Here is a 14,672-nt window from a genome sequence, read left to right on the forward strand (position 1 = left end):
TGTATGTGTGGACTACCGGACTAGGCGGCGACTCGCCGCCTGACCGTAGCGAGGAGGGAACCGAAGAGTGAGCGCGACCGCGGGTCACGCCGACGGCGTCAAGAGCCCGGCAGACCGGCTCGGCATCCAGCCGGGCATGGTGGTCATGGAGATCGGCTACGACGATGACGGCGCCGTCGATCTCCGTGACGCCGTTGCCGAGCGGGTGGGCGACGATCTGGTCGACGAGGACTCCGACGAGGTCGTCGACGTCGTGATGCTCTGGTGGCGGGAGGACGACGGCGACCTGTTCGATGCACTGGTCAACGCCCTGACCCCGCTGGCCGACAACGGCGTCGTCTGGCTGCTGACGCCCAAGGCCGGCCGGTCCGGGCACGTCGAGCCGAGCGACATCAGCGAGGTCGCACCGACCGCCGGCCTGCAGCAGACGTCGAGCATCAGCGCTGCGCAGGACTGGTCGGGTGCGCGGCTGGTCGCACCGAAGGCGGCGCGCGGGAAGCGCTGACCGAGGGAGTTCCGGGCGCCTCACACCGGCAGCGCGTCGTTCGCGCTCCCGGTGCCGTTGGCATGTCTGTTCGAGGGAGTCGGGAATGCCCGTCGAGGTCGGCGATCTGGCGCCGGAATTCACGCTGATGGACCAGAACCATCAGCCGGTGTCGCTGGCCGGGTTCCGCGGGCAGCGGGCCGTGCTGGTGGTGTTCTATCCGCTGGCGTTCTCCGGGGTGTGCTCGGGGGAGTTGGCGGCGATCAGGGACGACCTGAGCCGGTTCCAGAACCAGTCCGTGCAGGTGCTGACGATCAGCGTCGACTCGTTCTTCGTCCACCGGGTGTGGGCGGATGCCGAAGGGTTCGCGTTTCCCCTGCTGTCGGATTTCTGGCCGCACGGCGCGGTGGCCCAGAGCTACGGGGTCTTCGACGAGCACAAGGGCACCGCGAGGCGGGGGACGTTCCTGGTGGACGTGTCCGGCGTGGTGCGCTGGAAGGTCGTCACGGAGGTGGGGACGGCCCGGTCGGTGACGGAGTACGCGACGGCCGTGGCCGCGGTGACATCCTGAGGGTGGCTCGCGTTACCCTGTGAGCCTGAGGGCGCATAGCTCAGTGGAAGAGCACTCGCCTTACAAGCGAGGGGTCGTAGGTTCGAACCCTACTGCGCCCACAACGGGCCGCACCCGGCCGGAACTCGGCCGGGCGGAGCCGCCGACGTCCGCTGATGGGCATTGTCGCCGCGAGAGCCATCCTCTGCAGTGAGGCCCAGGCTTCGTCGACGATGAGTTCCTTGGCCTTCTCGCGAAGGTCGTCGAGTGCTTCGCGGTAATTCTCGATGCATTGAACGAGCCCGATCAGAAGGGCGCGCCAGGCATGGTTTCGCGGTCGACTTCGGGGTTGCATCGGACAGGAGACTGTATCGAGGTGAATTAGGTCCGCGACCCGGTTCCGGTTTGCAAGGTCCCGCCGGAAGTCGCCATTCAGCTTTTTCGTGGAAGCGGAATTGATGCTCCGGCGCGGCGCGGCAGAGCAATCGGCGCGCGCACGTGGCGCAATTCGAGTTGTGGTTCCCGGCCTTCACCTGTCACCTCGATTGACGAAGCTCAACCGGTCGACCAGTCGCCATCCCATGGCGAATGTTCCGACACTTTATTCGTCCACGTTGGACCTGTCCAGGATATGGGAAATTAGGGCAGAAGATGAGAAAGCGTTCCTGGGCTCCTGGAGGGGGTGAAGATATCTGCTGCGGCACGTCGGCCATGCTTCGATCGCCTTTTCCCGCTTTCCATTGACCGCATGGCGGTTCTCGATTCTCTTTTGTCACAATCGTGGCCTACTGGCTCGATGGCATTTTGAGCTAGGTGACATCGACGCCGGCCTACTTCAAGAAGCGGGTCTTGAAGAAGGGCGGAGGCGAGCACAGGCGGCAAAATTGATTCCCAATGGCGTGGTGGCGCTGGTCCGGCCGTCACATGCGACGGACGGTGCCGTTGGTCTGGGTGTGACCCCAGACCTCGACACCCTCCGGCCTTCTCTGACTCGGAACTGCTGACCGCCGCCCTGGCTCAGGTCCGGCCCCGGATCCGGTCCGAACACCGCTGGCTACGCCTGGCCACTGACCGCCTGTCCGGAACGGCCTGCCACAGCAGTCCGGCGAACAAAAAGCGCCTCCGCGCGGCCGGCGGCCCGTCGACTCGCGTGCCGCATGAACCGGCTTGCGACACCACGCTGTGGCACGGCGACGTCTGGGTCGCCGACTCCGCGCCGATCGGCTGCGGCGCCTCCCGCGAGACCGTCCGCCGCTCGGAGCCGGCCGGCTACGCCCGATACGGCCGCCACCCCGGCCAGCACCCGCTCAAACCGTTCCGTCAGCTCATGGAATCGGTCTTCCGCACCTTGAAAAGCCAACTCGGCATGCAAGAGCACGGCGCCCGGAGCGACCGGGACCACTCCTCGAGACGTGGGCTGGGGAGGCAGACGGAGGACGCGGTGAGGTCGGCGACCGCGCGTTCAGTGCCTCAGGTGGGTCTCGAGGAAATCGGCGACCGTTCGCACGTACACCACCCGATTCGGCTTCCGCAGAATCACATGCCCCTCGTCCTCGAACCGCAAATACCGCACCGGGGCATTCCTCGCCTCCAGCGCCGCCACCACCTGCTCCGCTTCGTACAGCGGCACATTCGTGTCGTTCGTCCCGTGCACCACCAGCAACGGCGCCCGCAACTGGTCGATCCGATGGATCGGCGACAGATCGTGCAGCAGCTCGCGGTCATCCTCCGGATGCCCGTACTTGCTGACCGCCGCGGCCGCCACCCAGGGTTCCGTGCGCTCGTAGAACGTCTGCAGGTCCGACATCCCACACGTGTCGACGCCGACCGCGAAGAGATCCGGGAACCAGGTCAGCGCGGCCAGCGTGAGATACCCCCCGTACGAGCGCCCGAACACGCCCAGGCGCCGCGAATCAGCCAACCCCGACGACAGGAGATACTGCGCGCACGAACGGACGTCCTCGATGCCCGCATGCCGCTTCCCCAGGTTGTCGGCGTTCACGAAATCCCGGCCGAAGCCCGACGACCCTCGCACGTTCGGCGCGAACACCGTGATGCCCCTCGACACGAGCTCGCGGAACAGCGGGTTGTAGACCGGCCGCTCCTGCGCCTCCGGCCCACCGTGGAAGTGGATCACCGCGGCGCCGGACGTTCCCGGGTACAGCCAGCCGCTCAGCTCCAGGCCGTCGTGGGCAACGAAGTGGTGCAGCTCGGGGACGATCGAGAGAGCGGGCAGCGGCGGCGGGTAGGTCACCGGCTTGGCCGCGCCCGTCTCGACCTCCACCGTCCAGATCGTCGGCGGCAGCGACGGCCCCTCGGCCGACAGCGTGAGGGTCGACGCATCCGTGGAGAGCACCGGGTGGCCGACGACGTCTCCGGGCAGGCCGGTCAGCACGCGCTCGTCGCCGGTCCGCAGGTCGAGGATCGACACCTCGCTGCGTCCGCCCAGGACGTTCCAGAGCAGTGCGACCACGCTGCCGTCCTCGCTGAGCGTGAAGTACTCCAGCTCGGCGTCGTCGCGGGAGGCCACGACGCGAGGCGTCCCGACCGTGCCGGCCGGCACCGCGACCAGCGCGGGCAGACGTCGCCCGACGTCGGTACGAACGAACACCAGCGTGCCGTCCGGGCTGAACCGGCCGAGGTCGGTGGAGCCCTCGCCGTCGGCCGGGTACAGCTGGTGGAACGAACCGCTCGCGACGTCCACCACCTCGAGCCAGCGGGCACTCCGGGGCCCGCACCGCACCAGCGCCAAATCGCCGTCGCGGCTGACGTCGAGAGCGGCCCTCAGGTCGGCCTCGCCGACCGTGACCCGCCACCCGGTGGCCGGGTCGATGAGGTGGGCGGCGCTCCAGCCGACCGCGTCGGCTTCGGCGACGGTCAGCCAGGCGCCGTCGGAGCTCCAGTAGCCGAACCAGCCGTTGGTGCGGCCGAAGCCGCCGATCTGGTGCAGGTCGGTGCCGTCGGGCCGGACGACCCAGATCTCGGTGCGGTCGGAGCCGCCCGGGGCGATCAGAACGGCGATCCACTCGCCGTTCGGTGACCACCGCACGCCTTCCACGGGCTCGGGTCCGGTCTCGACCAGCACCGGGTTCCCACCGTCGACGGAGCTGGTCCAGAGCCTCGGCTCCCCGCTCCGGTCGGACACGTAAGCCACCGCGTCGCCGGAGGGTGAGAGCGTCGGTCCCCAGCTGGCCGGAGCCGCGGCCGGATCGGCCGCGTACGGGACCGGCTCAGAAGCGTCGACCCAGTCGAGCCCAGTGGTCATCCAACTCCCATCTTCTGCAACCACATCTCCAGCAGGCCGACCTGCCAGAGCGCGTTCGACCCGAGTGTCGTACGGGTCTCGTTCGGCTTGTCGAGCAGGGCCCCCACTTGGCCGGGCTCGAAGATCCCGCGCTGCCGGGCCGCGTCCGCCGACAAGGCATCGGCCACCTGCTCCAGCAGCTCACCGGAGAGGTGGCGGATCGCCGGGACCGGGAAGTACCCCTTGGTCCGGTCGATGACCTCGTCCGGCACTACCCCCCGCGCCGCGGCCTTGAGGATGCCCTTGCCGCCGGCGGCGAGCTTGAGCCGGGGCGGGCAGGCCGCCGCCAGCTCCACTAACTCGTGGTCCAGAAACGGTACCCGGGCTTCCAGCCCCCACGCCATCGTCATGTTGTCGACGCGCTTCACCGGGTCGTCCACGAGCATGATCTGGGTGTCGATGCGAAGCGCGGCGTCGATCGTGTCCTCGGCCCCGGGTACCGCGAAGTGCGCCTGGACAAACGCCTTGCTCACATCCGTCGAGAGCCGCCAGTCGGGCTGCAGCAGGTCGTTCAGGGCCGAGTGCGTCCGGTCGAAGAACACGTTCCGGTAGGCGTCCACCGCATCTCGACGAGGGACGTCGGACAACGGCGGGTACCAGTCGTACCCGGCGAACACCTCGTCGGCGCCCTGGCCCGACTGAACCACCTTGACGTGCTGGGAGACCTGCTCGGAGAGCAGGTAGAACGCGACGCAGTCGTGGCTGACCATCGGTTCGCTCATCGCGCCGATCGCCGCGTCGACGGCCGGAACCATGTTCCGGGTCGCGATCCGGATCTGGTGATGGTCGGTACCGAAGCGTTCCGCGACCAGGTCGGAGTAGACGAACTCGTTGCCGCTCTCGCCGCCCGCGTCCTCGAACCCGATGCTGAACGTCTGCAGGCCGGTCTGGCCGGACTCGGCCAGCAGCGCGACCACGAAGCTGGAGTCCAGCCCGCCCGAGAGCAGCACCCCGACCGGCACGTCGGCGACCATCCGGCGCTCCACGGCCAGCCTCAGCGCCGCGAGCGTCCGCTCCCGCCACTCCTCGTCGGAGAGGTCGAGGACGCGCGAAGCCTCCGGCTTCCAGTACAGGACCTCGTCGGTGGTCCCGTCCGGTTCGATCGTCCGGACGGTCGCCGGAGGCAATTTGCGGACGCCGTTGAGGATGGTCCGCGGCGCCGGGACGACCGAGTGGAACGTCAGGTAGTGGTGCAGGGCCACCGGGTCGACGCTCGTGTCGAGGTCACCGGCGGCCACCAGCGCGGGCAGCGTGGACGCGAACCGCAGCCGGCCCGGCGTCTCGGAAAGGTACAGCGGCTTGATGCCGAGCCGGTCGCGCCCCAGCACCAGCCGTGCGGTCGCCACCTCGCCGATCACGAACGCGAACATCCCGAGGAAGCGCTCGACGCAGCGCGCACCCCAGCGGTGGTAGGCCTTGAGGACGACCTCGGTGTCGGACGTCGAGAAGAACCGGTAGCCCGCGGCCTTCAGCTCCTCGCGGAGCTGTTCGTAGTTGTAGATGATCCCGTTGAAGACGAGGACGAGCCCGAGTTCCTCGTCGACCATGGGCTGCGATCCGGCTTCGGAGAGGTCGATGATCTGTAACCGGCGGTGGGTCAGCGCGAGCGGCCCGTTCGCCCAGTGGCCGCCGCTGTCCGGCCCCCGGTCGTGCAGACACGGGGCCATCCGGGCCACCGCGTCGACGTCCGCCGCCCGTCCGTCCAGCCGGAACTCTCCGCCGAATCCGCACATAGGCCTCTCCTCTACAGGATCCAGGTGTCTTTGGCGCCGCCTCCCCGCGAGGAGTTGACGACCAGGCTGCCCTCGGGGGCGACCCTGGTCAGCGCCACCGGTGCGACCACCGGCTTCTCTCCCATGAACACGAACGCCCGCAGGTCGACGTGGCGCGGGGTGAGCCGGGCGCCGTCGAAGACCGGGTGCGTCGAGAGGTGCATGGTCTCCTGGGCGATCCACCGGTGCGGTGCGGCCTTGATCTGCCGCCGGACCAGGTCGATCTCCTCGTCGGAGGCCCGCGGACCGATCAGCACGCCCTCGCCGCCGTACCCGTCGACCGGCTTGACCACCAGCTCGTTCAGCCGCCGCAGGACCTCGTCGCGCTGCTCCGGGTCGCCGCACAGGTACGTGGGGACGTGCGCGAGCAGCGGTTTCTCGCCCAGGTAGTACTCGATGAAGTCGGGGACGTAGGCGTAGATCGCCTTGTCGTCGCCGATGCCGTTGCCGGGCGCGTTGGCCAGCGTCACCGCGCCGGCCCCGACCGCGGACAGCAGCGGCGGCCCGAGCGGCCGCCCGTCGCCGGCCGGGGCGTGCACCAGCGTGTCCTCGTCCAGGCGCAGGTAGATCACGTCCACCCGGCGCCGGGTGCCGTGCCGGTGCAGGTAGACCGCGCGGTCGTCGACCACCAGGTCGGTCGTCCGCACGACCGGGACGCCCATCTCCTCGGCCAGCAGCTGGTGCTCGAACCAGGCCGAGTCGACCGGCCCCTGGCTGAGCACGACGACCTGCGGTCCGCTGCCGCGCATCCGCGGCGGCGCCGCCGCCTCCAGCGTCGACCGCAGGATCCCGGGGAGGGTCTCGGCCGACTGCAGTCCGGCCGGCCGCGGCAGGTCCGGCCAGATGTGGTCGGTCAGCCGACGGTTGGTCAGCGCGTACCCCAGGCCCGAGGGCACCCTCAGGTTGTCTTCGAGGACGCTCCAGCGGCCGGCGGCGTCGTGGACGAGATCCATGCCGGCGATGTGCGCGCGGACCGGCTGGCGGATCAGCGCGGCCAGCGGCAACAGGCCGGGAGCGCCGTCGACGACCCAGCCCGGCACGATCCCGTCGTTCACGACCTCCCGGTCGGCGTAGACGTCACGGAGGAACGCGTCCAGAGCCCGGACACGCTGGATCAGGCCCTTGCCGAGCGCCTCCCAGTCGTCGGCCCGGACGATCCGCGGGATGACGTCGAACGGGAACAGCCGGGCCGTGGTCTCGCCGGCCACCCGGAACGTCATGCGGTGGGAGCGCTGTTCGGCGTCGCGCTCGTGCTCGCGGTCGCGCAGCCCGCCGGCGCCGAGACGCTCGAGCAGCTGGAGCATCGGCTCGTAGGCCGGCACCACGGTTCCCTCGGCGGTGATCACCTCGTCGCCGTCGGAGGTGTACCCGGCCAGCAGGGCCTCCTGGCCGCCGAACCCACCGACGGTGACCGCGCCTCCGGCGCGGGTCTCGGCCAGCAGCATGTCTACGACGTCGGCCAGCCGGCCGCGACGGGCGAACGCCCGGCGCTCGCGGTCGGCGGCGCTGCCCCGGGCCAGGGCCTGGTTGGTCAGCGCGGTCACGTACTCCCAGTCGCCGGCCGCCTCGAGCTGCGGGCGCAGCGAGTCGACCAGCCCCCGGACGGCCTCGGCGGCCGGCACCGGGTGGGCGAAGCCGGACAGGTCGACGAGGTCGCCCTCCAGCCCGGACCGGGCCGCCCGCCACATCGCGGCCCGCTGCAGCGGCCCGCGGATGCGCGGCAGCGGGTACCGGGCCGCGACCGCGTCCCGCTCCCGCCGGACCAGCGCCCGGAACAGGCCCGCGAGCAGCACGACGTCGTCGACGGCCGGGCAGGCGTCGGTGACCCGCAGTTCGATCGTCGGGACGTGGGCCGACGGGCGGACGTCGAAATAGATCATGCCCGGGTCGGTGATCGTGCCCGACGCGATCAGCTCGGCGACCAGCGAGTCGTGGTCCTCGGCCGACTCGACCAGGCCGCTGGCCCCGGCGGTGGGCCAGCGCTGCCAGAGCAGGGAGCGGATGCTCGCGTAGCCGGAGTCCTCCCCCATCCAGAACGGCGAGCTGGCCGAGATCGCCAGCAGCACCGGGAGGTACTGCGAGACCCGCTGGGCGACGGCCACGGCCACGTCCCGGTCGGGCATGCCGACGTGTACCTGGGCGCCGCAGATGAGCTGCTCACGGGCGAGGAGCTGGTAGTCGTCGAGCATGCGCTCGAATCGGGCGTTCGGGGTGAGCGCGAGCTCTTCGACGTCGACCAGAGGGACCGTGCCGGAAGCGACGATGCCGAGGCCGAGGGCGTCGGCCACCTCGCAGGCCTGGCGTCGCAGAGCGACGAGTTCGTCGCGCAGGCGCTCCAGGCTGATGTGCACCTTCGTGTTGGTCTCGACGACCGAGCGGTGCAGCTCCGGGGAGAACGACGACGCAGGCAGGTGGTCGAGGAGGTCCGGGGCGCGCGGGACGAGCTCGCGGCTGTCGAGGTCGACGACGTGGAACTCCTCTTCGACGCCGAGGTCCAGCGGCTCGGACGCCGGCACGGTGGCCGCCTCCGCCAGCCGCTGAGCTTCCTGCTGGTCACCCGCCACCTACACACCGCCTTTGCGTGCGCCGCCGGGGTTGACGGCTGGGGACTGATCGTTTCCGGCCCGAGTACCTGAGGTGTGAGGAGCCGGTAAATTTCCGGCAACACATCCCAACCCCTTTGTCGTCCGGTTCGTCCAGTGCGCTCGCCCCCACGCGTTCCCTTCAGAGTGCCCGGTGGGCGCCAGTGCCAACCACCGTGAGGAATGAGTGGTAATCGGCTGATAAGGGCATGGCAGAGGCATGAGGGTGTTGCTGCTGGGGGCCGACGGCTTCGTCGGGCACCACGTGAGGGCCCGGCTCGCGACGGAGGACGGGCTGTCGGTGATCACCGCGGCCCGCCGCGGCGACGTGCACGCCGACGTCCGGCTCGACCTGACCGAGGGCGTCGTCGGAGTCGCCCACGCGCTGCGCGACGCGATGCCGGACGTGGTCGTGAACTGCGCCGGGGCGCCGTCCGGCGACATCGCGTCGCTGGCCGCGGGAAACGTCGTCGCGGTGAGCAACCTGGTCGACGCGCTGCTGACCGCCGGCCGGTCGATCCGGCTCGTGCACCTGGGGTCGGCGGCCGAGTACGGCCGCGGGGAGGCCGGGGTCTCGACCAGGGAGGACGCCGCCGAGCGTCCGGTCACCACCTACGGCCTGGCCAAGCTGGCGGCGACGCACCTGGTGCGCACCGCGGCCGGCGCGGGCCTGGACGCGGTGTCGCTGCGGGTCACGACCCCGATCGGCCCGGATGCCCCGATCTCCGGCGGGGCCGGAAGGGTGGTCGCGCAGCTGCGGGCCGGCAACTCCGGGGTGACGACGGGCCCGCTGGACGACGTGCGCGACTACGTGGACGTACGCGATGTCGCCGACGCGGTAGCGGCGGCGGCGTTGCGCCCGCGAGGGCAGGCGGCGCTGCCCGCGGTGCTGAATGTGGGGAGCGGGGTCGGGACGCCGACCCGGACGATGGTGGAGACGCTGTTGTCGCTGGCCGGGTTCACCGGGGGCCTGCGGACGGATGGAGGCGGGGCGACGTTGGTGCCGTGGCAGCGGGCGGACATATCGGCGGTGAGGGGGGCGTTGGGATGGACGCCTTCACGGCCGTTGCACACGTCGCTGAGGGATCTGTGGGAAGCAAGCGCGGCGTTGGCGCCCGTGTAACGGTGGCTGGGTCCCGGGTGAACGGGGGCGGCCCGCCAGGAACAGCCCCGGTGATTCGCCGCGCGAGAGGCGCTGGCACCCTCTTGGTGCCGTGATCCTTCCCGCCGAGGAGAGCCGTGGACGACACCGAGGCGCAGATACGAGCGGCGTGGGCGTCGGGACAGGAGGCACGCCTCTCACCCGGTCTGCCGGGCGGCCGTCCGGATGAGGACTCGCCCCTGCCGGCGGTGGAAGCGACCCTGCTTCTCCGGCTCCTGGCCGAAGGTGGCGGCCACCCCAGGGGCTTGCGCCTCCAGGGAGCAAGAATCGTCGGTGAATGGGACTGGAGTTGGCAGACGCTCGACGTCCCTATTCGGTTTCGCCAGTGCGTCATCGCCGAGCACATCGACTTGACGTATTCCACCCTGCCCGGGCTGGAGCTTCTTCATTGCCGAGCCGAAACGCTCGGGCTTTCGGACGCGAACATCGCTCACGATCTGATTCTCGACGGGAGCACCCTCGCGGGGATGCGTGCGGACGGCGCCCACGTAGGCAGCGACGTGCTGCTCCGGGACGGATTCACGTGCACCGGGGAGATCCTCGCGTCATCCGCGGCCGTCGGCGGAGAATTCGATGTTCGGCGGGCCACGTTGTCCAACCGCGGCGGATGCGTCATCGACGCCGACGGGATCACCGTGGGCGGCAACATGTACTTCTTGGAAGGTTGCGAGTCCCGCGGAGAACTGCGCCTGGTCGGCGCGAAGATCGGTGGCCAACTGGTGTTCGAAGGGGCCAAGCTGGCCAACCGCGGGCGCACCGCCCTCGCCGCCGACAGTGCGGAGATCGGAAACGCGGTGTTCTTCGTGGAGGGGTGCGAAATCATCGGCGAAACCAGGCTCCTCGGAGCCTCGATCGCCGGCCAGTTAGGGATCAGCGGCTCGAAGTTCTCCGACCCGGACGGTTACGCGCTGTCAGCGGACGGCATCAAGGTCACCGGTGACGCCTTCGTCATCGACGGATGCCATCTTCGGGGCGAGACCGGGTTCGCCGGCGCGATCCTCCACGAGATCCAGTTCGCGGGATCGACCTTCGAGAACCCGGACGGCGTCGCCCTCGACCTCCGGAATGCCCACGTCAGTGAGGTACTCCAGCTCGGTGGACTGGAACGTCGTCCGACCGGGACGATCGATCTGTCGGGCGCATCGGTCGGTGAACTCTCGGACGACGCGGAGAGTTGGCCCGTGAGGGGAAACCTGATTCTCGCCGGATTTTCGTACACCCGCCTGGGTAGCGAGGCACCCACCGACGTCGAGGCGCGGCTGGCGTGGCTTCGCCGCGCACCGGCCTATTCACCACAGCCGTACCGTCAGCTCGCCCGCGTCATGACCGAGTCGGGTCTGCCCGACCATGCTCGCCGAATCCAGATCGCGGCTCGGGACGACGAGCGCCTGCTCGGGGATCTCGGCTGGTATCAGAGGGCCGCCAACCGGTTCCTCGGCGTCACGATCGCGCACGGATACCGGCCGTTGCGGCCCGCGTGGCTCATCCTGGCCGGAGTCCTGCTCACGTGGTGGATCGTCGCGAGCAACACGGCCGTGTTCGTACCCACCGGTGACAACGTCCCGGAGAACGCCCGAACCGGGAAGCCCTCGATATCGGCGTCCCGCTGCACGACGGAGTATCCGTGCCTGATTCCGGCCGCCTACGCGCTGGAGAACATGACGCCGATTCTCGACCTGCACCAGGCGTCGCTCTGGCAGCCCACGACCGCGACGCCGGCCGGCCGCGGGGTGCGGGCGTGGCTGTACGCGACGAGCATTGTCGGCTGGATCGGTTCCACGCTCATCGTGGTAGCCCTGACCGGCCTCGCCGAACGCCGCGAGTAGCCTGTGCCCCGAGCTCCAGCCCCGATCATCCGATCATCCGGATGGCTGTCCCGCGGAGGACACCGACCTGCCGGAGATCGACGCGAAGGCGCTCCGGCACCTGTTCACCACCCGGAGGCGGCCGCCCTCGAGGGCTTCGCGTCCAGAGCGCCCCGCCTCGTCGGTGACCTCGACTGGATGGCACGCTCGCCGACAGGGGAGTCGACGCTGGCGTGACGTTCGACGGCGCCCTCGTCGAGCACGGAGCATCGTCTGACGGGCCGACTGAACTCGGGCACCCCTGACGCGGTTCGGGCGTCCGTTCGCGTTCGCTGACCTGGATGCGCCTCACCGGCCTCGCAGACCCGTCGCGAGCAGCGGCCCGAGCCCGGCGGCCACGCCGGGTAGCAGCCTCGGCGAAGGCTCAAGCGGTTCGTGGACGGGCCGATCAGGTCTGGGGGAGGGGCCAATGGGCGGAGAAGCTAGGGCCAGGCGGGATCGGCTGGCAATTGCGGCGCTCGTCTTGGGCGGGCTGGGTTTCCTCGGCGGGCTGCCCTACCTCGACCTGTACGGCGTCGGCTTTGCGTTCGTACCCAGTGGGATCACCAAGGGCCTCCTCCTGGCGTCTTGTTCGGTCGGCGGCGTGGTGCTCGGGCCGATCGCCTTTCGGCGGTGCGAGCGGCAGCGGCGGCGGGGGTCCGCACTGGCTCTGGCCGGGCTGGTCGGCGGGGCGCTCGGGTTGCCCGGGCTCGTCATGGCGATCAGCCTCCTGCACGTCGGCGGGTTCGGCGGGCTCGAATTCCGTTGGTGAGTCCGCACCGCCCTCGCTACGGTCGGGCCGATCCGCGGGGCGGGCTTCCGTCCCTGATTCCGGACGGCGCGAGGGGCTGATTCGGTGGGGCGCACGGTCAGTGCGGTGGTCACGCTCCGGGGCACCGTCCTCGGGGAGACCGGGCCGTTCCCGGTCGGCTCCGCGTGGTGGGCCGAGGTCGCGCCGGTGGCGGCGGCGCTGGAGATCGAACTCGGGGTGCCGGTCACGGTCCTTCGGCTGTTGCGCGTCGAGGGGTCGGACGGAGGGCGGGGTGGGCACGTCACCTACCTCGTGGAGGCGACTTCGCGGCCGGTGGGGGCTCTTCGGTCTACGGTGTTCAGCGATCGGCACGAACCGTTGCGGCTTCCTTGGGCCACCCCGGATGGCATCGCGGATTTGCTCCGCTGGGCGGGCGGGTTCGTCACGGTCACCGGGCGGCCGGTGCAGCACAAGTCGTGGAACCTGGCTGCTCTGTTCACGCTGCCCACCGCGGACGGGCCGGTCTGGCTCAAGGCGACGCCTCCGTTCGCGGCCGACGAGGGGAGCGCGATCGCCACGGTCGCGGCGGTGGATCCGTCGCTCGTTCCGGTCGTGCTCGCGTCCGGCCCCGGTCGGCTGTTGCTCTCCGACATCCCCGGCCGCGACCTCTGGCAGGCCTCCGACGCCCAGGTGACGAGCACGATCACCCGCTGGGTCCACGCCCAGGCCGCGCTCGCCCAACTCCCGCCCCCGCCCCCGGCCTCCGCCCCGGCCCCGGCCTCCGACTTGGCCCCGGCTCCGGCTCCGGCCCCGGCTCCGGCTCCGGCTCCGGCTCCGGCTCCGGCCCCGGGCCCGGCCTCGGTACCGGCCGGCGGGCTTCGGGACGGGCGGGGGTCCGTCCTCGGGGAGCGCTTCGAGCGGCTCCTCGCCCGGCTCGCCCCCACGCTCCCGCGCGAGACCGTCACCCGGGCCCGCGCCCTCAATCGGCGCTGGACCGACCTCGACCGGTGCGGCCTGCCCGACACCCTCGTCCACGGCGATTTCCACCCCGGCAACTGGCGCGGCTCCGCCGACGCCCCTCCCACCGTCCTCGACTTCGCCGACGTCTACTGGGGCAACCCCGTCCAGGACGGCCTGCGCGCCATCGACTACCTGCCTCCGGAGCGGCGCGCGACGGCCCGGACCGCCTGGGTCGACGCCTGGACGGCGGCCGCGCCGGGCAGCGACCCCGCGGAAGCGCTGCGCCTGGCCGAACCGCTGGCCCACTTCGCCTACGCGGTCCGCTACCAGGAGTTCCTCGACGGCATCGAGCCCGACGAGCAGATCTACCACCGAGGCGATCCGGAAGCGGTCATCGGGCACGCACTAGCCTGCTGACGTGGTCACGATCGCCGACGTCACGAAAATCTTCGACCGGCTCTACCCGCCCGCTCTGGCCGAGAGCTGGGACGCGGTCGGCCTGGTCTGCGGCGACCCCGCCGCCGAGGTCCAGCGCGTCTACTTCAGCGTCGACGTCGTCGCCGCCACCGTCGACGAAGCCCTGAGCTGGGGCGCCGACCTCCTCGTCGCGCACCACCCGCTCCTGCTCCGCGGCGTCACCGCGATCCCCGCGAGCACGCCGAAGGGCAACACGCTGCACCGGCTGATCCGCGCCGGCGCCGGGCTGTTCGTCGCCCACACCAACGCCGACTCGGCCGACCCCGGCGTCTCGGACGCGCTCGCGGCTCGCCTCGATCTCCGCGACCTGCGGCCGCTGCATCCGCACCCGGGCCGGGAGAACACCGGCATCGGCCGGATCGGTGAACTTCCCACCGCGATGACGCTCGCCGAGCTCGCCGAGACCGCCGCGCACGCGCTGCCTCCGACGAGCGGCGGCATCCGCTTCACCGGCGACCCCGACCGCATCGTGCGGACGGTCGCGGTCAGCGGCGGTGCCGGTGATTCCTACCTGGGGGACGCTACGCGAGCCGGCGTCGACGCGTTCCTCACCGCCGACCTGCGCCATCACCCGGCTTCCGAGCATTCCGAGGCGGGCGGACCGGCGCTACTCGACGTCGCCCACTGGGCCAGCGAACAGCCGTGGCTCGCACAGGCCGCCGCTGCCCTCGACGCTGCCCTCGACCCCGCTACGGTGGAGGTCTTCGTCTCCGACCTCGTCACCGACCCGTGGACTCGTGCGGTGGTTCCGGCGTGGACGTCCTGACAACCGGCACCGGGAGATTG

10 protein-coding genes and 1 tRNA gene are annotated in these 14,672 nt (G+C 70.7%); 8 read left to right on the plus strand and 3 right to left on the minus strand.

Annotated elements, in window-relative coordinates:
* The first annotated feature begins 67 nt into the window (after positions 1–67).
* From FL583_RS13655 to FL583_RS13665, 3 genes are all read left to right on the plus strand, one after another.
* On the plus strand, positions 68–505 hold the full coding sequence (locus FL583_RS13655; protein ID WP_142704989.1) for a DUF3052 domain-containing protein: 438 nt from the start codon (positions 68–70) through the stop codon (positions 503–505).
* 85 nt (positions 506–590) lie between these two features.
* A complete protein-coding gene (locus tag FL583_RS13660) occupies positions 591–1,055 on the plus strand; it encodes a peroxiredoxin (RefSeq protein ID WP_142704990.1) in 465 nt (154 codons plus the stop codon).
* Between the two features lie 29 nt (positions 1,056–1,084).
* Positions 1,085–1,156 (plus strand) — tRNA-Val (locus tag FL583_RS13665).
* A 1,340-nt stretch (positions 1,157–2,496) separates the two neighbouring features.
* Here FL583_RS13665 and FL583_RS13670 read toward each other — a convergent pair.
* The 3 genes from FL583_RS13670 to FL583_RS13680 are packed head-to-tail and all read right to left on the minus strand — an operon-like array spanning position 2,497 to position 8,626.
* Entirely contained in the window at positions 2,497–4,299 is a 1,803-nt protein-coding gene (locus FL583_RS13670; protein WP_142704991.1) for a S9 family peptidase, read from the minus strand.
* Positions 4,296–6,071 carry an N-acetylglutaminylglutamine amidotransferase gene (locus FL583_RS13675; RefSeq protein WP_142704992.1) on the minus strand — a complete coding sequence of 592 codons (1,776 nt, stop codon included), beginning with the start codon at positions 6,069–6,071 and terminating at the stop codon, positions 4,296–4,298. The genes FL583_RS13670 and FL583_RS13675 overlap by 4 nt, the downstream gene beginning before the upstream one ends.
* Before the next feature lie 11 nt (positions 6,072–6,082).
* Positions 6,083–8,626, minus strand: a complete 2,544-nt coding sequence (locus tag FL583_RS13680; RefSeq protein WP_142705111.1) for a carboxylate--amine ligase/circularly permuted type 2 ATP-grasp protein — start codon at positions 8,624–8,626, stop codon at positions 6,083–6,085.
* A gap of 286 nt (positions 8,627–8,912) precedes the next feature.
* Here FL583_RS13680 and FL583_RS13685 point away from each other — a divergent pair, with 286 nt between their 5' ends.
* The 5 genes from FL583_RS13685 to FL583_RS13705 all read left to right on the plus strand — a co-directional run bounded on the left by FL583_RS13685 (position 8,913) and on the right by FL583_RS13705 (position 14,652).
* Complete coding sequence (locus tag FL583_RS13685) at positions 8,913–9,815, plus strand: NAD-dependent epimerase/dehydratase family protein (protein WP_142704993.1); 903 nt, start codon at positions 8,913–8,915, stop codon at positions 9,813–9,815.
* Between the two features lie 116 nt (positions 9,816–9,931).
* Positions 9,932–11,680, plus strand: coding sequence for a hypothetical protein (locus tag FL583_RS13690; protein ID WP_142704994.1), 1,749 nt, complete (start codon positions 9,932–9,934; stop codon positions 11,678–11,680).
* Between the two features lie 448 nt (positions 11,681–12,128).
* The gene (locus FL583_RS13695; RefSeq protein WP_142704995.1) at positions 12,129–12,470 is read left to right on the plus strand and encodes a hypothetical protein; all 342 of its coding nucleotides are present in this window, start codon (positions 12,129–12,131) and stop codon (positions 12,468–12,470) included.
* 105 nt (positions 12,471–12,575) lie between these two features.
* Positions 12,576–13,826: a phosphotransferase gene (locus tag FL583_RS13700; RefSeq protein WP_142704996.1), complete on the plus strand. Its 1,251-nt coding sequence runs from the start codon at positions 12,576–12,578 to the stop codon at positions 13,824–13,826.
* Position 13,827: 1 nt separating this feature from the next.
* Positions 13,828–14,652 carry a Nif3-like dinuclear metal center hexameric protein gene (locus tag FL583_RS13705; RefSeq protein ID WP_142704997.1) on the plus strand — a complete coding sequence of 275 codons (825 nt, stop codon included), beginning with the start codon at positions 13,828–13,830 and terminating at the stop codon, positions 14,650–14,652.
* Positions 14,653–14,672 lie beyond the last annotated feature (20 nt).

The sequence above is a fragment of the Cryptosporangium phraense genome, from assembly GCF_006912135.1.
In the GTDB taxonomy this organism is placed as follows: domain Bacteria; phylum Actinomycetota; class Actinomycetes; order Mycobacteriales; family Cryptosporangiaceae; genus Cryptosporangium; species Cryptosporangium phraense.

Bases quoted from the DNA above. Each gene is read 5' to 3' on its own strand.
- FL583_RS13660 (WP_142704990.1), top strand. From the start codon at position 591: ATGCCCGTCGAGGTCGGCGATCTGGCGCCGGAATTCACGCTGATGGAC.
- FL583_RS13670 (WP_142704991.1), bottom strand. From the start codon at position 4,299: ATGACCACTGGGCTCGACTGGGTCGACGCTTCTGAGCCGGTCCCGTAC.
- FL583_RS13675 (WP_142704992.1), bottom strand. From the start codon at position 6,071: ATGTGCGGATTCGGCGGAGAGTTCCGGCTGGACGGACGGGCGGCGGAC.
- FL583_RS13685 (WP_142704993.1), top strand. From the start codon at position 8,913: ATGAGGGTGTTGCTGCTGGGGGCCGACGGCTTCGTCGGGCACCACGTG.
- FL583_RS13695 (WP_142704995.1), top strand. From the start codon at position 12,129: ATGGGCGGAGAAGCTAGGGCCAGGCGGGATCGGCTGGCAATTGCGGCG.